The organism is Amycolatopsis tucumanensis (assembly GCF_021654135.1).
In the GTDB taxonomy this organism is placed as follows: Bacteria; Actinomycetota; Actinomycetes; order Mycobacteriales; family Pseudonocardiaceae; genus Amycolatopsis_E; species Amycolatopsis_E tucumanensis.
Genome location: NZ_JAKGSD010000089.1, coordinates 1 through 20,846 on the forward strand (window position 1 = coordinate 1; position 20,846 = coordinate 20,846).

Here is a 20,846-nt window from a genome sequence, read left to right on the forward strand (position 1 = left end):
CATCGGGGGCGGGGGTGGTCGGAAGGTGACCGTTCGAGCGCCGTGAGGCGCTTTTCCCGCGCGAAGGCGCGGGTTTAAAGATCAAAAGAGTCCTCGCCGGACGGGCAGGCTCCGGGATGACCAGGGGTTGGGTGCCTCGTCTTGCCTTGGGGAGGTGGTCGCCGGGTGGTCATCCCGTCGCCTTCCGGTTTGTGCATATCACCTTGAGCCAGGGCCGCAAGGTTGGCATGTTCGGCCGCCGGAAAGCACGCAGGTTGCGGCCCTGGCTCAAGGTGATCGTTGCGTGTCAGGCGACGGGATGACCACCCAGCTTCGTTTGGGTTCAAAGCCCAAGGCCGCTTCGCGCCTCTTTTGTGCCGAAGAACGCGCATTCCGTGCAGGCGCCGCTCCCCACCACAGCCGATACTGGTCGACACGTCGGTGTCAAGGGAGTGGAGCGCGATGCGGGGCTTCGTCTACTCGGCTCATCCGGCTCGGGTCGTTTTCGGCTCGGGGACGGTTGCTCAGGTGCGCGAGGAGGTGGCGCGGCTCGGTGGCACTCGGGTGCTGCTGCTGTCCAGCCCGCCACTCCACGATGCCGCGCAGCCGGTGCGCGACGCGTTGGGACCGCTGCTCGCCGCGGAGTTCGACGGCGCCGCCATGCACACGCCCGTCGAGGTCACCGAGCAGGCCCTCGCGGTCCTGACCGAACACCAAGCGGACTGCCTGGTCGCGATCGGCGGCGGCTCCACCACCGGGCTGGCCAAGGCGCTCGCCGTGCGTACCGACCTGCCGCAGGTCATCCTGCCGACCACCTACGCGGGCTCCGAGGTCACGCCGGTCCTGGGCGAGACCGAGAACGGCCGCAAGACCACCCGGTCCTCACCCGCCATCCTGCCCGAAACGGTCATCTACGACGTCGACCTGACCCTCGGGCTGCCCGTCGCCGTCTCGGTCACCAGCGGCATCAACGCGATGGCCCACGCGGTCGAGGCGCTGTACGCACCGCAGGCGAACCCGATCGTCGACGGCATGGCCCTGGACGCGATCACCCGCATCGCCCGGTCGCTGCCCGTCCTCGTCGACGAACCGTCCGATGTGGACGCGCGGGCGGATCTGCTGCAGGCCGCGTGGCTCGCCGGCACCTGCCTGGCCACCGTCGGGATGAGCCTGCACCACAAACTCTGCCACACTCTCGGTGGCTCGTTCGACCTGCCGCACGCCGAGACCCACACGGTGATCCTCCCGCACGCCATGGCCTACAACGCCCCGGCCGCGACCGAGGTCATGACCCGCATCGCGGCGGCGCTCGGCACCACCGACGCGCCCAGCGGCGTGCACGACCTCGTCGTCCGCTGCGGCGGGCCGACGTCGCTGCGGGAGCTGGGCATGAGCCTCGACGACGTTCCCCACGCGGCCGAACTCGCCACCGCCAAGCCGTACCCGAACCCGCGCGAGCTGACCCGCGAGGGCATCGAGGACCTGCTGCGGCAGGCGTGGCACGGCACCCGCCGCCCGGGCGGCGGACGCGCCGTGCCGGACCTGGGCTGGCTCACCCGGCAGGTCGTCGCGAGCTTCGACCAGACGCCGGACCCGCGCGCGAAACAGCTGGTCACGGACCTCGTCCGGCACCTGCACCACTACGTCACCGCCAACGACGTCACCCAGGACGAATGGCAGTACGCCATCGACTTCCTGACCCGCGCCGGCCACATCACCACCGACACGCGGCAGGAGTTCGTGCTGCTCTCCGACGTGCTGGGGGTGTCCAGCGCGGTCGACGTCCTGACCAACTCCCGCACCCCGGACACCACACCCTCGGCGGTGCTCGGCCCGTTCTACGTCGAGGGCCCGCCGGCCGCCGAGCAGGGCACCGACATCGCCCGGGGACTGCCCGGCACGCCGATGTGGGCGGACATCCGCGTCACCGACCCCGACGGCAAGCCCGTCCCCGACGCCGTCGTCGACGTCTGGCAGGCCAACGAGGACGGCTACTACGACGTCCAGCTGCCCGACCTCGACGGGCCGGTGCTGCGGGCGCGCTTCCGCAGCGACGCCGACGGCCGCGTGCGGTTCTGGTCGATCCTGCCCAACGAGTACCCGATCCCGGAGGACGGCCCGGTCGGGCAGATGCTCGCGGCCACCGGGCGGCACCCGTGGCGGGCGCCGCACGTGCACTTCATGATCAACGCGCCGGGCCACCAGCAGCTGATCACGCAGCTGTTCGTCAAGGGCGGGCCGTACCTGGACGCCTCGTCGGGGCGCGGCGACACCGTCTTCGGCGTCAAGGACTCCCTCGTCGTGGACTTCGTGCCGCGGCACGGCCCCACCCCGGACGGACGGGCCGTCGACGGCGAGTGGCGGTTGCTCGAGTTCACCTTCCGCATCGCGCGCTAGGAGTTTCCATGCAGACCTACGACACCGACGTCCTGGTCGTCGGCAGCGGACCCGCAGGCGGATCGGCGGCACTGCTGCTGGCCGGCTACGGCGTGGACACGCTGCTCGTCAGCAAGTACGGCTGGGTCGCGAACACCCCGCGCGCCCACATCACCAACCAGCGCACGCTGGAGGTGCTGCGGGACGCCGGCGTCGAGAAGGAGGCGCTCGCCGCGGGCACCCCGCAGGAACTGATGGGCGACACCGTCCTGTGCACGTCGCTGGCCGGGGACGAGATCGGCCGCATCCGCACGTGGGGCACCGGGCCGCGGTCGCTCAGCGAATACGCGGCGGCCAGTCCGTGCGGCATGATCGACCTGCCGCAGACCTACCTGGAACCCATCCTGATCGGCAACGCCGCGGCGCGCGGCGCGAAGGTGCGGTTCGACACCGAATTCCTGTCGCTGGAACAGGACGCGGACGGCGTGACGGCGCGGCTGCGCGACCGGGTGCGGGGCGACGAGTTCACCGTGCGCGCGCGGTATCTGATCGGCGCGGACGGCGGGCGCAGCCTGGTGGCCGAGCAGATCGGGCTGCCGATCGCCGGTCAGAGCGGCAAGGCCGGGAGCATGAACATCGTGTTCCGAGCCGACCTGTCGCGGCACGTCGCGCACCGGCCGAGCGTGCTGTACTGGGTGATGCGGCCCGGCGCGCACCTCGGCGGCATCGGAATGGGGCTGGTGCGGATGGTGCGGCCGTGGGACGAGTGGCTGCTGACCTGGGGTTACGACATCGAGCAGCCGCCGCCGGAGGTCGACGAGGCGACCGCGCGGCAGATCGTGCACGACCTGGTCGGCGACGCCTCGGTCGACGTCGAGATCACCTCGACTTCACTGTGGACGGTCAACCACTCCTACGCCACCGAGTATTCGCGTGGCCGGGTGTTCTGCGCGGGCGACGCGGTGCACCGGCACCCGCCGTCGAACGGGCTCGGGTCCAACACGTCCATCCAGGACTCCTACAACCTGGCGTGGAAGCTGGCGATGGTGCTGCGCGGCGAGGCGGGGCCGGGGCTGCTCGACACCTACACGGCGGAGCGGGCGCCGGTGGGCAGGCAGATCGTGGACCGGGCGAACCTGAGCCGCGACCAGTTCGGGCCGATCTTCGCCGCGCTGGGCATCGCCGGTGGTGGTGACGACGAGGGCATCGTGGCCGGGCTGGCGGCGTGCCGGGCGGACGATCCGGAGGGCGTCAAGCGGCGGCAGGCGCTGCACGAGGCGATCGAGCTGAAGAACTACGAGTTCAACGCGCACGGCGTCGAGCTGAACCAGCGGTACGCGTCGGGGGCGGTGATCCCGGACGACGCCCCGCCGGAGGTGTGGGAGCGGGATCCGGAGCTGTTCCACCAGCCCTCGACCAGGCCCGGGGCGAAGCTGCCGCACGCGTGGCTGGTGGACGAGCACGGCGAGCGTCTGTCTACTTTGGATCTCGTTGGCCGTGGCGAGTTCACCGTGGTGACCGGTCTCGCCGGTGGTGGCTGGGTTTCCGCGGCCGAGGAGCTGTCGCTGCGGGCGGTGCGCATCGGTGATGCCGGTGCTCGTGATGCCTACGGTGACTGGCGCCGGGTGTCGGACCTCGATGAGGCCGGATGTCTCCTGGTTCGTCCGGATGGCTACGTGGCCTGGCGATCCGTGTCCGATGTGCCGTCCGGGCACGTTGGGGTTCTCCGTGATGTGCTGAACCAGGTGCTGCACCGTCAATTTTCCCCCAATTAGCCACGATCGGGTGAATGCGCCGGGGGCGGGACTGTCTTTTTGTCGGTGCCGCCCTGCATAGTCGATCGCACAGCCACCCGAACTCCGAGGGGGAGACGATGTGCGGTAAGTGCGACCGGCCGGGCGGGCACCTGCGACACCTGTGCGAGATCATCGCCGAGCACGGCTGGGCGGTGATCTCGTTCGAGGGCAACGGATATCGGCCGCCGTGGGCCTACACGGCGGGACTGACGGGCCGGGGCAGACCGGAGCTGGTGGTGACAGCCATGGAGCCCCACCGGGCGCGCGACGTGCTCAACGAGGTCGCCGCGCACCTGCTCCGAACGGGCGAGCCGGACCTGGCGCCGGGGGAGCGCCTACCGGGCCCGGGAAACCTGCTGCTGGAAGCCGTGGCGGTCGAGGTGCCGTCCGTGCACCTGCGCACCGCGGTCGACCTGTACGGCCCCGAGGTGCGCGCAACACAACTCGTCCACGCCGACGCACAAGGCCGCTGGCCATGGCGCGCAGGCTGGCAAGGCCCCGGCGGACGCCAACCAGTACTAGGCCCCCGCGCCGGCGCCGTCCTCATGCAGACGGCCACCCCACCCTGGCCTTAGCCCGCACGGCGCCCACACGCCCGCCCGCAACGGCGTGCGCGTAATGCACTTGCCCCGCCCGTAGGGTGCGCGCCTAACGCACTCGCCCCGCCCGCAGTGGCGCGCGCCTCGCGCGCTCGCCGCCCGCAGTGGCGCACTTAGCCGACTCGCCCCGCGTGTAGTGCCAGCCAGGCGCTCGGGCCGCGGCCGCGGCCCGCAAGCAGCCAAAATGCCCTCGCCCATGGCGCCGTGCCTGCAGCCACTCGCTCTGGCGGTGGTGGCGCACTCAGTCCACTCGCCGGGGCCACAGTGGCAGGCGGTCGCGTCGCGCCCGCCCGCGGACAGCCACCTAGCACCAGAGGCTGCTCGGCCCACTCGCCCTGGCCGCAACGCTTGACCCATTGCCGCCCGCTTCGTAAACCCTGAAACCCGCCCCAGCACACGCCGGGCGCCGGCCACGAACAATCACCGCGGCTTGCGGCGGTGCACGGCCATCCAGCTGAGGTCGCGCACGCGGAAGTCCACGCCCTGCGCCGCGTGCAGGTCGCGGCGGTGCTCGACCAGCTCGTCCGTCGCCCAGGGCTTCACCGGGCGCTTCCGGCGGGTGCGCAGGTCGTGCACCCCCGCGGCGACCAGCAGCAAACCGATGATGCCGACGAAAACCACCAGGAGCACCATGAGCGACCTCCCCAGTCCGGTCAACTCCCATTCTGCCACCGATCGTGCCAAGAAGGAGGAAGTCACGTGTGAGAATCACGCGCCTGGGACACCATCTGGGGTAACGCCGCCGCGACGACGGGAGGACCCGCATGGCCACCATGCTGGCCGGGAGGCTGGAGATCGGCTCGCGCAAGTTCGACGTCCGCGAGGTGCCGGTACCCGAACCCGGGCCGGGCCAGGTCCGGATCAAGGTGCGCGCGGCCGGGGTGTGCCTGTCCGACGCCCACCTGATCGACGGCACCCTCACGCCGCTCTTCCTCGAAACCCCCGAGGTCACCCTCGGCCACGAGGTCGCGGGCGAGATCGACGCGATCGGCCCCGACGTGCCGGACCGGTGGCGGGAGGGCCAGCGCGTCGCACTGGAGGCGGGGGAGCGGTGCGGCCAGTGCCCGAACTGCGTGCGCTTCCGCGACCCGTGCCTGCAGGTCCGCACCCGCGGCGTCGACTACGACGGTGGCTGGGCCGAGTACGCCCTCGCCAGCCAGCACACCCTCATCCCGATCCCCGACGACCTGCCGTTCGTGCAGGCCGCGATCGTGCCGGACGCCGTGTCCACCCCGTGGGGCGCGGTCACCGGCACCGGCCAGGCCCAGCCCGCCCGGCCGGCGGGCGTGTGGGGCGCGGGCGGGCTCGGCGCGCACGCGGTGCAGCTGCTCCGGCTGATCGGCGCCGCCCCGATCGTCGCGGTGGATCCGCTCGAAGCGGCGCGGGAACGGGCACTGGAATTCGGCGCCGACCTCGCGCTGGACCCGGGCGACCCCACCCTGCGCGAGCAGATCCTCGCCCTCACCGGCGGTTTCGGGCTGGACGTGGCGTTCGACATGGCCGGCGTGCCAGCGGTCCGGGAGCAGGCCGTGAGCTGCCTCGGCCTCGGCGGGCGTCTCGTGCTCGTCGGGCTGACCCCGAAACCGCTCACGGTCACCGACGGCATCGGATTCAGCTACCGCGGCCAGCGCCTGCTCGGCCACTACGGCTCCCAGCCGGGCGCGGTCGAGCAGCTCATCGAGCTGGCGCGCTACCACCGCCTGGAATGGAGCCGCAGCATCAGCGGCACCTACCCCCTCGCCGACGCCGCGACCGCCGTCGAGCACCTGGAACGCAAGGAGGGCAACCCCATTCGACTGGTCCTGGTCCCCTGACCGCCCGCACCGGACCCGCGAGCGCGCCACAGGTCCGGTGCGGTCACCACCAGCGGTTCAGGCCCGCAGGAGGCGGGTCAGCTCACCGAGGTCCGTGAGCCCGGCGAGGCCGTACGTCAGCTCGGTGATCCGCTCCGCCGCCTCCGCGGACACCACGCGCGTCGCGTTCAGGCGAAACTTCAGCGCCAGCTCCTCGGCGGACAGCGGGTTCGCCGCCCCGCCGCGGTTGGCGTCCACCCGTTCCTCCAGCGTCCGGCCGTCCCGCAGGCGCGCGCGCAGCACCGCCGGGAACTGGTGCGGGAAGATCTCGTCGCACCGGGTGTCGGGCACGCAGGTCACCTTCGCCGCCAACGCCAGCCGTTCCGGGGAAGTCGCTGCCGCGTCGGTGAAGTCGTCGTGGAAGACGCCCAGTCCGCCGCCGCCGAGGAAGCCCGCGGCCACCGTGTACGGGCCGGAGAACGCGGCGTGGTAGCCGGACCGCGGGCGGATCTTGTCCTCCCGCGGCTCACCGATCGTGCGCAGCACCGCGGTCGGCGCGCCGAGCTCCAGCGACTCGATCTCCTCGACCGCCACGCCCCGCTCCCGCAACCGCCGCGCGGCGTCGATGCCGGCGTGCGTGAAGTGGTTGCACGGGTAGGGCTTGAAGAAGATGCCGGGCAGCTCCCACTCGTCGCCGAGCCCGCGGGTGATCGCGTCTACGTCGGTCTGGTCCCCGCAGAACGCCTGCAGCAGACCGAACCGGCCCTCCAGCACGGTCGGCGGGCCGGTGATGCCGTGCCGCGCCATGCCCGCGGCCGTCACCGCCGCGTGCGCCGCCCACCCGCAGTGCACGCGCTTCACGGTGCCGCCGGTGCGGTTCGCCTCCAGCAGGCCCGCCCCCATGCTCGACGCGATCCCCAATGCGTCCGCGATGCCATCTTCGTCCACTTCGGACAACATCGCGCACGCCACCGCCGCGCCCAGCGCGCCGCAGATCGCCGTGGCGTGCAGGCCGCGCTCGAAGAACACCGAATTGCCCAGCTCGGAGTCGTACCCGGCCATGCCGAGCCGCACGGTGATCTCGACGCCGACGCCGATCGCGTCCAGCAGTTGCGCGCCTGAGCAGCCACGCGCCTCGGCGACCGCGAGCGCCGCGGGCACCACCGACGCCGAAGGGTGAAGCACCGACGGCAGGTGGGTGTCGTCGAAGTCCAGCGAGTGCGCCAGTGTCCCGTTGACCAGGGCCGCACTGGGCTCCGGCAGCCGATCGCCGGACCCGATGGCCGTCGCCCGGCCGGACCCGCCCCACTCACGAACGAGGGCGCCGACCGCGGCGGCCGGGCGTTCCGACGTCGCGGCCAGGCTGTTGCCCAGCACATCGAGCACCCGCCGCGCCGCATCGTTCCGCAGCTCGGACGGCAGGCCCTTCGCCCGCACCGAGGCCGCGAACTCCGCCAGCCGCTGCACGATTGTTTGTGTCATGCCGCCACCGCCGCGAGGGGTTGCACCGGCGTGCCGGTGTCGAGGATGGGTGGTGGGGTGGGCAGGAACGGGCGCGTCATGCCGCCACCGCCGCAAAGTGGGCGCCGCGGTGAGCCGGTGCCGCCGAGGATGGGGGGAGGAACGAGCGCCTCATGCCGCCACCGCCGCAAAGTGGGCGCAGCGGCGAGCCTGTGCCGCCGAGGACGGGCGGGCAGGAACGGGCGCGTCATGCCGCCACCGCCGCGAGGGGGCGCACCGGCGAGCCCGTGCCGCCGACGATGCGCAGCGGCGCGAGCATGAAGACGAACTCCCGCACGCCCGACTCGGCGATCTCCTCCAGGTTCAGGTGCTCCATGATGAAGATCCCCGACTCGACCAGCAGCACCCGGTGCACCGGCAGCACCGCGTGCCCCGCGCCGGCTGGGATCTGCTCGTACGCCGTCGTGTCCGCGCCGGTCGCGACGATTCCCCGCGCGGCCAGCCACGTGGCTGCCGACACGTCCGCGCCCGGCACGCCCGACTCCTTGCCCATGTACGCCACCGGGTCCGAGAACTTCCGCGCCCAGCCCGTCCGGATCAACGCCACGTCACCAGGTCCCGGCTCGGCGCCGGCCAGCTTCGCCGCCGCCTCCAGGTCCTCCGCCGTCACGCCGTAACCCGCCTCCAGCACCGGCACCCCGTGCACCGCCGCCACGTCCAGCAGCACCGCCCGCCTCAGCAGGCCCGGCAGGTTCTCCGCGCCGTGGGTCTTGAACACGCCACCCTGCTGGGCCTCCGCCGCGTCCACGTCCCCGTGCAGCTTCCCGCAATGACTCACGTGCGACAGTGCGTCGATGTGCGTGCCGACGTGCCCGCCGGTCACGATGATCTCGTTCGCCGCCGAACCGCCGTCCGCGCGCTCCATGTCCCCGTGCCTGCGGATCAACGTCATCCGGAACCCGGGATGGTTCGGCGAGGTCGGCATGCCGGTGAAGAACGGCTGACCCAGCTCGATCAACCGCACCCCGCCGGACACCGCCGCCAGCAACGCATCCTGTGTCATGAACCCTTGCCTTCCTTCACGTACTGGTCCGCGATCTCGAGCACCCACCGGGCGCGCGCCACGATCGCGGCGTCCACGAACTGTCCGTTGCGGTCGATCCAGGCCGACTCCTCCGCGGCGAGCACCTCACGCGCCCACGCCGTCTCGGCCGGATCCGGGGCGCACACCTCGTGCACCACCGGGATCTGCGCGGGGTGGATCACCGACCGGCCGAAGAACCCGGCGTTCCGCCCCTCGACCGTCGAGGCGCGCAGACCGTCCAGGTCACGCACCGCCGTCCACACGCTCTGCACCGGGCTCGGCAACCCGGCCGCCCGCGCCGCCACCACGACCCGCGAACGGGGCCAGGCCAGCGCGCCGGAATCCCGCACCCGCAGGTCCGCAATCAAATCGGCCTCCCCTAGGGAAATCCCGGCCACCAGCGGGTGCGCGGTCGCCAGCGCCAACGCGTTCTCCACCCCCAGCGCCGACTCCAGCACGGGGTACACCGGCACCCCGAGTGCGTCGGCGACCCGGCGCAGCTCGCCCGGATCCTCGGCCTTCGGCACGCGCACACCAGCGAGCCCCTCAACCGCTGCCAGCGCGCGGATGTCCGCCTCACCGGCGGAGGTCCCGGGCGCGTTGATCCGCACGAAAGCCGACGCGGACGCCAGCGTCTCCAGCACGGTCCGCCGCGCGAAGTCCTTGGCAGCAGCCGAAACCGCGTCCTCCAGGTCGAGTATCACCGCGTCCGCGGGCCCGGCCAGTGCCTTGCCGATGCGGTCCGGCCGGTCGCCCGGCACGTACAGCCAGCTGCGGGCAATCACTTCACGACGCCCTTTTCCCGCAGCGCGGCGACATCCACCCCGTACCGGCCCAGGACCTCCTCGGTGTGCGCGCCGAGCGGGGCGCCTGCCGACGTGATCCGCCCCGGCGTCTCGGACAGCCGGAACAACACGTTCTGCATCTTCACCGGCCCGAGCTCGTCGTCGTCGACCGTCGCGATCGTGCCCAGCGCGGCGAACTGCGGGTCGCTCATCACGTCCGCTGCCGTGTAGATCGGCGCGACCGCCGCCTCGGCCTCCTCGAACGCCTTGACCACCTCGTCGCGGTCCCGTTGCGCGATCCACGACCCGACCGCCTCGTCGAGCAGATCCGCGTGCTTCGCCCGTTCCGCGCCCGAGGCGAACCACGGCTCGTCGATCAGCTCGGGGCGCCCGACGAGCCGCATCACCCGTTCCGCGATCGTCTGCGCGCTGGTCGAGATCGCCACCCAGCTGCCGTCGCGCGTGCGGTAGGTGTTGCGCGGCGCGTTGTTGACCGACCGGTTCCCGGTGCGCTCCTGCAGCTGCCCGAGCTGGTCGTAGGCGATGATCTGCGGCCCGAGCAGCGTCAGGATCGGCTCGATGATCGCCAGGTCGACGACCTGCCCGCGCCCGGTCTGCTCCCGCGCCCGCAGCGCCGTCATGATCGCGTAGGCCGTGGTCAGCGCCGCGATCCCGTCGGCGAGACCGAACGGCGGCAGCGTCGGCGGCCCGTCCGGCTCACCGGTGATGGCCGCGAACCCGCTCATCGCCTCGGCCAGCGTGCCGAACCCGGGCCGCTTCGCGTACGGCCCGATCTGGCCGAACCCGGTGACGCGCGCGAGCACCAGGCCCGGGTTGATCTCGCGCAGCTCGTCGTACCCCAGGCCCCAGCGTTCCAGCGTGCCCGGCCGGAAGTTCTCGATCACCACGTCGGCGTCGGCGACCATCTTCCGGAACACCTCCTGCCCCTCGGGCGCGCCGAGGTACAGGGTGACGGCCTTCTTGCCGCGGCCGAGCATCTTCCACCACAGGCCGACCCCGTCGCGCTGGGCGCCGTGGCTGCGGACCGGATCGCCCTTCGGGTGCTCGATCTTGATCACCTCGGCGCCGAAGTCGCCGAGCAGCGTCGCCGCCAGCGGGCCGGCGAAGAGGGTGGCCGTGTCGAGTACCCGGATCCCGGACAATGCGCCCGTCATGGGGCGTACCTGCCTTTCTCATCCCGGCGAGCGTCGTTTCGCCAGGAGGAACATCGGTAAACATCCTGTTTCGTCGCCGACGCATCGCGCTGGTCACCAAGTTCGCACTGATAACGGCGCTCCGTCAAGTTATGACTGGATATTGACCTGGCGTGGAGGCGGGTGTCACGATAACCCGCATCACTCCCAATGTTTCTCTAAGCGGAACGAGGTGACATGTCCGCGCGAAAGCTCATCGCCGCGCTCGGTGCGTGCGCCCTGCTCGCGACCGGTTGCGGGGGCTCGGCTCCGATGGGGGCCGCGGGCGCGGCCGCCGGACGCGACGAGGGCCCGGTGAAGATCGGCGCGCTGCACCCGGTCAGCGGGTCCAATGCGGTGGACGGGCAGCAGATGCGCCGCGGCGCCCAGATGGCGGTGGACGCCATCAACGCGGCAGGCGGCATCAAGTCCCTCGGCGGCCGCAAGGTCGAGCTCGTCACGGGGGACACCCAGGGCAAGGCCGACATCGGCCAGAGCGAGGCGCAGCGGCTGATCTCGGCCGGCGCGGTCGGCCTGGTCGGCACCTACCAGAGCGCGGTCAGCACGAACGTCGCCGTGGTGGCGGAACGCAACCGCGTCCCGTTCGTCGCGGACGTGACCGCCTCCGACGCGATCTACGCCCACGGCTACAAGTACGTGTTCCGCGTGCAGCCGGGCAGCAAGGTCATCGCGACGGCGGCCGCGCAGTACCTCCAGCAGGTGTCGCAGCAGGCGGGCAAGCCGGTCAAGAAGGTCGCGTTCCTGCACGAGCAGAGCGACTTCGGCAGCGGTGCCGCGGAGGCGTTCACCGCGGCGGCCGAGCAGCTGGGCATCGAGGTCGGCCCGAACATCAGCTACGACGCGGCGAGCGTCAGCGACCTGACCGCGCAGGTCACGCAGGTCAAGGCGTCCGGCGCGGACGTGCTCGCGGTGGCCGGTTACTACCGCGACAGCCTGCTGGCCGCCAAGGCGATCGCCTCGGTCAAACCGGATCTCAACGCGGTCTGGGGCGTCTCCAACGGCGCCTTCGACCAGCCGAAGTTCGTCACCGACGCCGGTGATCTCGGCGCGCTGTACTTCAGCACCAACTACCACTATGACGCGACCAACCCGCAGACCGTCGCGCTGCGCGAGCAGTACCAGCGCACCTACGGCGATCCGATGCGGACCGGCGCGGTGCTGTCCTACGACGCGGTCCAGGTGATCGCGCAGGCGGTCGAGAAGGCCGGCAGCACCGATCCGGAGAAGGTCCGCGATGCCATCGCCGCCGCCCAGGTCGCACCCCTGACCGTGGGCGCGGGCCCGATCCAGTTCGCCCCCAACGGCGACAACCGCAACGCCATGGCGGTCCTGATGCAGATCCAGGACGGCCAGGTCAAGCAGGTTTATCCCCCGGAGAAAGCCGAATCCCGGCCCGAGTACCAGGTGACGTGGCGGCCATGAGCGAAACAGCACAGGGGGCGGCGCTCGCCCCCGAAGTCTCCCCACCCCAGAAGAAGGACCGCGGTTTCCTCGGCCGCGCCGGTGTCGTCGGCGGTGTCCTCGTCGTCGCGATCGTCGTCGCGCTGCTGCAGTCGGGCAGCGGGCTGGTGGTCTGGCAGTCGGTCGTCACCGGCCTGCTGACCGGCGGTCTGTACGGCCTGATCGCGATGGGCCTGACGCTGATCTTCGGCGTGCTGGACATCGTCAACTTCGCGCACGGCGCGTTGCTCGCGGTCGCGATGTTCATTTCCTTCGGCATGGTGCAGGCCACCGGCATGCACCCCTACCTGACGCTGGTCATCGCCATCCCGGCGTTGTTCCTGATCGGCGCGGCCGTCCACCGTGGACTGCTGTCCGGCACCGGCGGCAGCTCGCTGGAGAACCAGCTGCTCATCACGCTGGGCCTGTCGCTGCTGCTGGAGAACGGGCTGCTGATGTTCTTCGGCGCCGAGCCCAAGACCATCGCGCTGCCCGGCGACTTCCAGTTCCCGCTGCTGGGCGCGGTCGTCGCGGGTTCGCGGCTCTACGCGTTCCTCGGCGCGATCCTGCTCGGCGCGCTGCTGTACTGGCTGCTGCGGCGAACCCGGCTGGGCACGGCGATCCGCGCGGTCGCCGCGAACGGGCCGGGCGCGGAACTGGTCGGCATCAACGTCCGCCGGATCCACACGCTCACCTTCGCGATCGGCACCGCGTGCGCCGGTGCGGCCGCCGCGCTGGCGGGACCGCTGGTCACCGTGACCCCGACGCTGGGCGAGCAGTTCAACATCACCGCGTTCGTCGTGGTGGTGCTCGGCGGGATGGGCAACGTGGTGGGCGCGCTCGTCGGCGGCCTGCTGATCGGGCTGGTCGAGCAGCTCACCACGATCTACCTCGGCGGGCAGTCCTCGCTGCTGGGCGTGTTCGTGGTGTTCATCCTCGTGCTCTTCCTGCGCCCGCAGGGGCTTTTCGGAAGGAGGAGCGCATGAGCACCATCACCATCGCCGGGCCGGCCGGCGCGGAGAAGGTCAAGGCACCGCCGCTGCGCCCGCAGAACCGGCAGCTCGCGATCCTCGCCGTGCTGGTGCTGGTCGCGATCCCGCTGCCGCTCATCCTGCCGCCCGCGCAGGGCGCGGTGGCCGTGCGGATCCTGATCTTCCTGCTGATGGCCGTCGGCTGGAACATCATGAGCGGTTTCGGCGGCATGTTCAGCTTCGGACACGCGGCCTACTTCGGCCTCGGCGCCTACACCAGTGCCTACCTGCTGGTGAAGCACAACGTGTCGCCGTGGATCGGGATGGTCGCCGGGATGGCGGTGGCCGCGGCGGCCGCCGTGCTGATCGGCTACTTCTCGTTCCGCTACAAGCTGCAGGGCGCGTACTTCGCGCTCGCCACGTTCGCCTTCGCCGAGATGCTGCGGCTGATCGTGACCAGCAGCGCGTTCGCCAACAAGGCCGTCGGCTTCACCGTTCCGCTGATCCCGGACTCGTCGCTGTGGATGCTGCAGTTCGAGGCCGACTCGCCCGCGTACTTCTGGGTCGCGCTGGTGCTGGCCGGTGCGGCGGTCGCGATCAGCATCGTGTTCCTGCACTCCCGCGCCGGGAAGTACGTGACGGCGATCCGGGACGACGAGCTGGCCGCGGCCTCGCTCGGCACGCCGGTGATGCGGCACAAGCTGATGACGGTGGCGTTGTCCGCCGCGATCACCGCGGTCGCCGGCGCCTTCTACACCCAGTACTACCTGTTCGTGAACCCGGAGCTGGGTTTCGGCTCGGCGGTGTCGATCCAGGCGATCGTGCCGGTCGTGATCGGCGGCATCGGCACGATCTGGGGCCCGGTGGTGGGCGCGATCATCGTCGGTTCGCTCACCGACGTGACGGCGACACTGCTGCGCACCCCGCCGGAGTTCCTGGGCTTCCTGCAGGGCCGCAGCGGTCTGGACGTGGTGCTGTACGCGGTGCTGCTGATCCTCATCGTGCGCCTGCTGCCGAAGGGCATCGTCGGAACGATCGCGGCGAGGTGGCGTCGATGAGCATCGTCAGGGCCGACGGGGTCGGCAAGTCCTTCCGCGGGCTGCGTGCGCTGTCCGATGTGGACTTCGAGGTGGCCGAGGGGGAGATCCTCGGCATCATCGGGCCGAACGGCGCGGGCAAGACCACGCTGTTCAACGTCGTCTCCGGCGCGCTGGCCCCGGACACCGGCCGGGTGGCGTTCGCTGGTCAGGACGTCACCGGCCGGGCGCCGGACCGCATCGCCCGTGCCGGGATGGTGCGCACGTTCCAGCTGATGCGGCCGTTTTCCAGCATGACCGTGCTGGAGAACGTCTGCCTGGCCGCGCAGCACCACCGGTTCGGCAGGCGCAAGCTGCGCGAACACGCGCTGGAGGTGGTCGAGCGGGTCGGGCTCGGGCCGTGGGCCCACCGGGCCGCGCCGGAGCTGCCGACGGCCGGTCTCAAGCGGCTCGAACTGGCCCGCGCGCTCGCGACGCGGCCGAAAGTCCTGCTGCTCGACGAGGTCCTCGCCGGGCTGGTGCCCGCGGAACGCGAACCGGTGCTGGACCTGCTGGCGCGGCTGCGTGAGGAGGAGGGCGTGACCCTGCTGTTCATCGAGCACATCATGGCCGCGGTGATGCGGCTGGCCGACCGCGTGCTCGTGCTGGACCAGGGCCGCGTCATCGCCGTCGGGTCGCCGCAGGAGGTCACCAGCGACGCGCGTGTCATCGACGCCTACCTCGGTGAGGAGCCGACCCATGCTGACGCTTGAGAAGGTGTGCGCCGGGTACGGGCGGATGCGGATCCTGCACGACATCGACCTGCACCTGGGCGAGGGCGAGATCGTCGCGCTGGTCGGCGCGAACGGCGCGGGCAAGACCACGACGCTGCGCAGCATCTGCGGCCAGTTGAAGGCGTTGTCCGGCAGCATCACGTTCAACGGCGCGCCGACCGCGGGCCGCCGTCCGGACCAGCTCGTGCGCGACGGTCTCGTGCACGTGCCGGAGGACCGGGCGCTGTTCGGCACGCTGACCGTCGAGGAGAACCTGCGGATGGGCGCGTGGACGCGCACCCCGGCGCAGGCGGCGAAGTCGCTGGCCGAGGTCTACGAGCTGTTCCCGGTCCTCGCCGAGCGGCGCACGCAGATCGCGCAGACGTTCAGCGGTGGTCAGCAGCAGATGCTGGCGATCGCCCGCGCGCTGATGGCGGCGCCGAAGCTGCTGATGCTGGACGAGCCGTCGACCGGCCTGTCACCCAAGCTGACCTGGACGATGCTCGAAGCGGTGCGGCGGATCCGGGACAACGGGGTGTCGGTGCTGCTGGTCGAGCAGAACGCCAAGCAGGCGCTGGCGATCGCGGACCGCGCGTACGTGCTGGAGAGCGGGTCGACCGTGCTGTCCGGCAGCGGCGCGGAACTCGCCGGCGACAGCCGGGTGCGAAAGGCGTACCTGGGACTGTGACAGCGGCCGAATCGACTCGACAGCTGGGCGCGTGGGTGTCCGAACTGGACACCCCGGACGTGGTGCGGGACCGGCTCGCGCTGGTCCTGCTGGACGTCCTCGGGGTGACCGCGGTCGGCGCGGCGCAGCCGGAGCAGCGGGCGCTGCGTGCGGCGTGGCGGGCGCCGGACGGGCCGGCGCCGTTGATCGGCGCCGGGCGGTCGGTGACCGTCGACGCGGCGGCGTTCCTCAACGGGATGGCCTTGGTGTCGCTGGAGCTCGACGAGGGCAACAAGTACGCCAAGGGTCACCCCGCCGCGCACGGGTTCCCCGCGGTGCTCGCGCTGGCCGCGGATCTGGACAGCGCCGGCGCCGACACCGCGGCGGCGCTGCTCGCGGCTTACGAGGTGGCGTCGCGGTTCGGTCGCGCGACGTCCTTGACACCCGGCGCGCACCCGCACGGCAGCTGGGGTGTGCCCGGCGCGGCGGCCGGGTGCGCGCGGTTGCTGGGGCTCGACGCGGAGCAGACCGCCGCGGCCATCGACACCGCGGCGGGCATGGCGATCGCCGGTCACTTCGATTCGGCGACCACCGGCAACCCGGTGCGCAACGCCTGGATGGGCGCTTCGGCGACCTCCGGTCTCGCGGCCGCGCGGATGGCGGCCGCCGGGATGGCCCGCAACACCGGCACCGCGGCGCTGTCCCTCGGCACACTGCTCGGCTCGTTCGACCCCGGCGAGCTGACCGCCGGTCTCGGGACGCGGTGGGACATCCAGCACGGCTACTTCAAGCGGCACGCGTCCTGCTCGTTCACCCACCCGGCAGCCGACGCGGTCCTCGCGCTGCGCGGCGAGTTCCCGGCGGCGGGCATCACGTCGATCCTCGTCGAGTCCCACGCGCTCGGCGCCGGGCTCACCGGCACGGACTGGACGAACCGGTTGTCGGCGATGTTCTCCACCCCGTTCGTGGTCGCCACCGCGGCACTGACCGGGCGGGTCGGCCCGGACAGCGCCCTCGACGACCCGGCGGTGCAAACGCTTGCGCGGCGGGTGCGGCTGGTCGCGGCCGACGACCTGACCGCCCGGCTGCCCGCCGAACGCGCCGCGCGGGTCACGGTCGCCTTCGACGACGGCACCACGCTCACCCGCGAGGTGCCCAACCCGGTCGGCGACGCCGACCACCACCCGCTGGGCGAGGACGACCTGGTCGCCCTGCTGAAGACGTGGCTGCCCCGGCAGCCCGGGCTCGTGGACCGCGCCGTCGCGGTCAGCCACGAGCTGCCCGGCCTGGCCCGCGCCGGGGACGCCCTGCGCGGGCTGGCCGGGCCGGACGAGAAGGAGCTGAACTGATGCGTGCCCTCGCGGTGACGCCCATCCACCTGCCCGCGGAGGAGATCCGGCGGCGGCAGGCCCGCTACGACCGGCTCGCCCCGCCCGGCCTGGAGGTCGAGCTCGTCGACGTCGGCGCCGCCGCACCGGCCTCGCTGGACACCGACGAGTCCGTGCGGGCCTCGGAACGCCAGGTGGCCGCCGCGCTCGCCCGGGCGGGGCAGGGCTACGACCTGGCCTTCCCGGACTGCGTGCTCGACCCGGCGGTGCCGGACACCGTCGCGGCGGATCCGCGGCCGGTGCACGGGCTGCTGAAGCTGTCCGCGACCTACCTCGCGGGCAAGGGCGTGCGGTTCGGCGCCGTGGTGCGCAACGAGGCCATCGCCGCCGAGTTCGGCAAGCGCATCGCCGCCTACGGGCTGAGCCCCTACTTCGCCGGCACGCGCGTGCTGGACCTGCCGTTCGAGGCGATCGCCGACACCGGCACGTGGAACCGGGCGCTGGGCGCCGCGGTGCGCGAACTGGCGTCGCTGGGCGCGACCGCGGTCATCAACGGCTGTTCGGCGGTGGACGTCGAACCCGCCGACCTGCCTGCCCGGATCGTCGACCCGACGGCGCTGGCGCTGCGGCTGCTGGCGGTGGAGGCGTGATGGATCTCGTCGTCGCGGGTGCCGGTGGCGGCCTGGCCGGTGCGCTGCGTGCCGCCGAACTCGGGCTGAGCGTGGTCGTGGTCGAGGCCAGCGAGCACTTCCGGCGCGGCAACAACACGTCGATGTCGACCGCGATGTTCCCCGGCGCCGGTTCGCGCTGGCAGGCCGAGGCCGGTGTCGACGACTCGCCCGAGCGGTTCGTCGCCGACATCATGGCCAAGACGAAGGGCAAGGCCGATCCGCGGCTGGCCCGTACGCTGGCGGAGGTGAGCGCGCCGCTGGTGGAGTGGCTGGCGGATTCGGCGGGGCTGCCGTTGTCGCTGGTCACCGACTTCAACTACCCCGGACACGCGGTGCCGCGCTGCCACTCGATCCCGGGGCGGCACGGCTCCGGGGTCATCGACCACCTGGCCCGGCGGGTCGCCGAGCACGAGAACATCGAGCTGCTCGCGCCGGCGAAGCTGGTCGACGTGCTCACCGGTGACGGCGGTGTCCGCGCCGCGGTGGTGCGGTACCCGGACGGTGCGGAGGAGGAGATCCCGGCCGGCGCGGTCCTGTTGGCCACCAACGGGTTCGGCGCCGATCGCGACCTGGTCGCCCGGCACCTGCCGGAGATCGCGGACGCGTTGTACCAGGGCAGTGACCAGTCGCTCGGCGACGCGTTGCGGATCGGCGAGAAGCTCGGCGCCGCGGTGGGTTACCTGGACGCCTACCAGGGCCACGGCGCGGTCGCGGCGAACGCGGGCACGCTGGTCGGCTGGGCGACGATCATCCACGGCGCGGTCCTGGTGGACACGACGGGCCGCCGCTTCGGCGACGAGACCCGCGGCTACTCCGAGTACGCCGCCGAACTGGCCGCCCGGCCCGGCGCGACCGGCTGGATCGTGCTGGACGAGACGATTTTCGAGCAGTGCCAGCCGTTCCAGGACTTCCGGGACACGGTCGCGTCGGGCGCGCTCGTGTGGGCCGACTCCGCTGAGGAGCTGACCGCGGTGACCGGTTTGCCGGAGCTGGCCGACGAACTGGCCGTCGCCGGCGCGATCGCCCGCGGTGAGCGCGCGGATTCGTTCGGCCGCACGAACTGGGAACGCCCGCTGTCCGGCCGCCTCGCCGCGGTGCGGGTGGTGCCCGCGCTCTTCCACACCCAGGGCGGTTTGCTGGTGAACGAGAACGCCGCAGTCGTTGACGCCCAGGACCGGCCGATCCCCGGCCTGTACGCCGCGGGCGGCGCGGCGGCGGGCATCTCCGGTCACGGCGCCGCCGGATACCTGCCCGGCAACGGGCTCCTGCCGGCTTTCGGGCTGGCGTACCTGGCCGCGAACGACGTCGCACGTCGCCCGGCCTGATCGATCACGCGGAGGAAAACGAGAGATGGCAACGACGGAACTGCTGGTCCGCAACGTCCGGGTGGTCCGGCCCGACGGCCCCGACGGCGAGCCGGAACTGCTGGACATCGCCGTCAACGACGGCACAATCACGCGGGTGGCGCCGGACCTGCCCGCCGACGACGCTGCCAGGGTGATCGACGGCCGGGGCCTGCTGGCGTTCCCCGGCGTGGTCGACGCGCACCAGCACTGGGGCATCTACAACGAGCTGTCGACCGACACGCGGACGGAAAGCCGGGCGAGCGCGCAGGGCGGCGTGACGACGTCGCTGACCTACATGCGGACCGGGCAGTACTACCTGAACAAGGGCGGCAGTTACCGGGACTTCTTCCCGGAGGTGCTGAGCAAGTCCGCCGGCAACGCGTACGTCGATTACGCGTTCCACCTGGCGCCGATGAGCGCGCAGCACATCGAGGAGATCCCGTTCCTCGTCGAGGAGCACGGCGTCACGTCGTTCAAGATCTTCATGTTCTACGGTTCGCACGGGCTGCACGGCCGGTCGACGAGCCAGAGTGATTTCCTGATGATCCCGCCGGACGAGCGTTACGACATCGCGCACTTCGAGTTCGTGATGCGCGGGGTGCAGAAGGCGCGGGAGATCCTGACCGAGTACGCGCCGCACCTGTCGTTGTCGCTGCACTGCGAGACGGCGGAGATCATGACGGCGTACACGAAGATGGTCGAGCAGGACGGCTCGTTGACCGGGCTGCGGGCGTACTCGGCGTCGCGTCCGCCGCACTCGGAGGGCCTGGCGGTGACGATCGCGTCGTACCTGGCGCACGAGACCGGGTTGCCGAACATCAACCTGCTGCACCTGTCGTCGGAGAAGGCCCTGTCGGCGGCGCTGACCATGGCGTCGGCGTTCCCGCACATCGACTTCCGCCGCGAGGTGACGATCGGCCACCTGCTGGCGGATGTTGATACAGCGTCCGGGATCGGTGGCAAGGTCAACCCGCCGCTGCGGGAGCGCGAGGACGTGGAAGCCCTGTGGCGGCATGTGCTGGCGGGCGAGGTGGACTGGGTGGTGAGCGACCACGCGTGCTGCCGGGACGAGCTGAAGTTCGGCTCGGACCGGGAGGACGTCTTCCTGGCGAAGTCCGGTTTCGGCGGCGCGGAGTACCTGTTGCCCGGCCTGGTGGGCGAGGGCACGAAGCGGGGCCTGTCGCTGCAGAAGATCGCCGCACTGCTGTCGTGGAATCCCGCGCAGCGGTACGGCCTGCTGCGCAAGGGAAAGATCGCGGAAGGCTTCGACGCGGACTTCGCCCTGGTGGATCCGGACGTCCAGTGGACCGTGCGGGCGGCCGACTCGGAAAGCACCCAGGAGTACACCCCGTTCGAGGGCTTCGAAATGACTGCACGAGTCACGGACACCTTCGTGCGAGGAAACCACGTATACGCGGACGGCAAGATCCAAGGCGAGCCGCAAGGACAATTCCTGAAGCGCGGCCGCTAAGAACCACAACACCAACCGCCGCCCGGCAACGCAAAGCAGCCGACTACCCCAACCAGACCTCCCCCGCCCCCGATCC

General features: G+C 71.7%; 18 protein-coding genes. 13 read left to right on the forward strand and 5 right to left on the reverse strand.

What is annotated here, in order from left to right:
• The first annotated feature begins 441 nt into the window (after positions 1-441).
• The 3 genes from L2C96_RS42255 to L2C96_RS42265 all read left to right on the forward strand — a co-directional run bounded on the left by L2C96_RS42255 (position 442) and on the right by L2C96_RS42265 (position 4,726).
• Positions 442-2,376, forward strand: coding sequence for a maleylacetate reductase and hydroxyquinol 1,2-dioxygenase domain-containing protein (locus L2C96_RS42255; RefSeq protein ID WP_237340070.1), 1,935 nt, complete (start codon positions 442-444; stop codon positions 2,374-2,376).
• An 8-nt stretch (positions 2,377-2,384) separates the two neighbouring features.
• Complete coding sequence (locus L2C96_RS42260; protein ID WP_237340071.1) at positions 2,385-4,130, forward strand: FAD-dependent oxidoreductase; 1,746 nt, start codon at positions 2,385-2,387, stop codon at positions 4,128-4,130.
• Between the two features lie 98 nt (positions 4,131-4,228).
• Positions 4,229-4,726, forward strand: a complete 498-nt coding sequence (locus L2C96_RS42265) for a DUF4262 domain-containing protein (RefSeq protein WP_039791402.1) — start codon at positions 4,229-4,231, stop codon at positions 4,724-4,726.
• A gap of 444 nt (positions 4,727-5,170) precedes the next feature.
• On the opposite strand, the gene L2C96_RS42270 is transcribed toward L2C96_RS42265, so the two are convergent.
• Entirely contained in the window at positions 5,171-5,383 is a 213-nt protein-coding gene (locus L2C96_RS42270; protein WP_237340072.1) for a hypothetical protein, read from the reverse strand.
• 131 nt (positions 5,384-5,514) lie between these two features.
• Here L2C96_RS42270 and L2C96_RS42275 point away from each other — a divergent pair, with 131 nt between their 5' ends.
• Positions 5,515-6,564 (forward strand): zinc-binding dehydrogenase, encoded by a 1,050-nt coding sequence (locus L2C96_RS42275; RefSeq protein WP_237340073.1) that lies wholly within the window; start codon positions 5,515-5,517, stop codon positions 6,562-6,564.
• 57 nt (positions 6,565-6,621) lie between these two features.
• Here L2C96_RS42275 and L2C96_RS42280 read toward each other — a convergent pair whose 3' ends face one another.
• The 4 genes from L2C96_RS42280 to L2C96_RS42295 all read right to left on the reverse strand — a co-directional run bounded on the left by L2C96_RS42280 (position 6,622) and on the right by L2C96_RS42295 (position 11,048).
• Positions 6,622-8,025, reverse strand: coding sequence for an MmgE/PrpD family protein (locus L2C96_RS42280; RefSeq protein ID WP_237340074.1), 1,404 nt, complete (start codon positions 8,023-8,025; stop codon positions 6,622-6,624).
• Positions 8,026-8,251: 226 nt separating this feature from the next.
• A complete protein-coding gene (locus tag L2C96_RS42285; protein WP_237340075.1) occupies positions 8,252-9,067 on the reverse strand; it encodes a cyclase family protein in 816 nt (271 codons plus the stop codon).
• Positions 9,064-9,873, reverse strand: coding sequence for an HpcH/HpaI aldolase/citrate lyase family protein (locus tag L2C96_RS42290; protein ID WP_237340076.1), 810 nt, complete (start codon positions 9,871-9,873; stop codon positions 9,064-9,066). The genes L2C96_RS42285 and L2C96_RS42290 overlap by 4 nt, the downstream gene beginning before the upstream one ends.
• Positions 9,870-11,048, reverse strand: a complete 1,179-nt coding sequence (locus tag L2C96_RS42295) for a CaiB/BaiF CoA transferase family protein (protein ID WP_237340077.1) — start codon at positions 11,046-11,048, stop codon at positions 9,870-9,872. The genes L2C96_RS42290 and L2C96_RS42295 overlap by 4 nt, the downstream gene beginning before the upstream one ends.
• A 216-nt stretch (positions 11,049-11,264) precedes the next feature.
• Between L2C96_RS42295 and L2C96_RS42300 the strand changes: the two genes are divergently transcribed.
• Genes L2C96_RS42300 through L2C96_RS42340 form a run of 9 tightly spaced genes read left to right on the forward strand, consistent with a single transcriptional unit; the run spans position 11,265 to position 20,770 of the window.
• Positions 11,265-12,509 carry an ABC transporter substrate-binding protein gene (locus tag L2C96_RS42300; RefSeq protein ID WP_237340078.1) on the forward strand — a complete coding sequence of 415 codons (1,245 nt, stop codon included), beginning with the start codon at positions 11,265-11,267 and terminating at the stop codon, positions 12,507-12,509.
• Positions 12,506-13,513 carry a branched-chain amino acid ABC transporter permease gene (locus L2C96_RS42305; RefSeq protein WP_237340079.1) on the forward strand — a complete coding sequence of 336 codons (1,008 nt, stop codon included), beginning with the start codon at positions 12,506-12,508 and terminating at the stop codon, positions 13,511-13,513. Before L2C96_RS42300 ends, L2C96_RS42305 begins: the two co-directional genes overlap by 4 nt.
• Entirely contained in the window at positions 13,510-14,556 is a 1,047-nt protein-coding gene (locus L2C96_RS42310) for a branched-chain amino acid ABC transporter permease (RefSeq protein WP_020417738.1), read from the forward strand. The genes L2C96_RS42305 and L2C96_RS42310 overlap by 4 nt, the downstream gene beginning before the upstream one ends.
• Positions 14,553-15,287: an ABC transporter ATP-binding protein gene (locus L2C96_RS42315; protein WP_237340080.1), complete on the forward strand. Its 735-nt coding sequence runs from the start codon at positions 14,553-14,555 to the stop codon at positions 15,285-15,287. Before L2C96_RS42310 ends, L2C96_RS42315 begins: the two co-directional genes overlap by 4 nt.
• Positions 15,274-15,975, forward strand: a complete 702-nt coding sequence (locus L2C96_RS42320; RefSeq protein ID WP_020417740.1) for an ABC transporter ATP-binding protein — start codon at positions 15,274-15,276, stop codon at positions 15,973-15,975. Before L2C96_RS42315 ends, L2C96_RS42320 begins: the two co-directional genes overlap by 14 nt.
• The gene (locus L2C96_RS42325) at positions 15,972-17,303 is read left to right on the forward strand and encodes an MmgE/PrpD family protein (RefSeq protein ID WP_237340081.1); all 1,332 of its coding nucleotides are present in this window, start codon (positions 15,972-15,974) and stop codon (positions 17,301-17,303) included. Before L2C96_RS42320 ends, L2C96_RS42325 begins: the two co-directional genes overlap by 4 nt.
• Positions 17,303-17,932: an aspartate/glutamate racemase family protein gene (locus L2C96_RS42330; RefSeq protein WP_237340082.1), complete on the forward strand. Its 630-nt coding sequence runs from the start codon at positions 17,303-17,305 to the stop codon at positions 17,930-17,932. The genes L2C96_RS42325 and L2C96_RS42330 overlap by 1 nt, the downstream gene beginning before the upstream one ends.
• Positions 17,932-19,278, forward strand: coding sequence for an FAD-dependent oxidoreductase (locus L2C96_RS42335; protein ID WP_237340083.1), 1,347 nt, complete (start codon positions 17,932-17,934; stop codon positions 19,276-19,278). The genes L2C96_RS42330 and L2C96_RS42335 overlap by 1 nt, the downstream gene beginning before the upstream one ends.
• Positions 19,279-19,303: 25 nt before the next feature.
• A complete protein-coding gene (locus tag L2C96_RS42340) occupies positions 19,304-20,770 on the forward strand; it encodes a dihydroorotase (RefSeq protein WP_237340084.1) in 1,467 nt (488 codons plus the stop codon).
• The last annotated feature ends 76 nt before the right edge of the window (positions 20,771-20,846 follow it).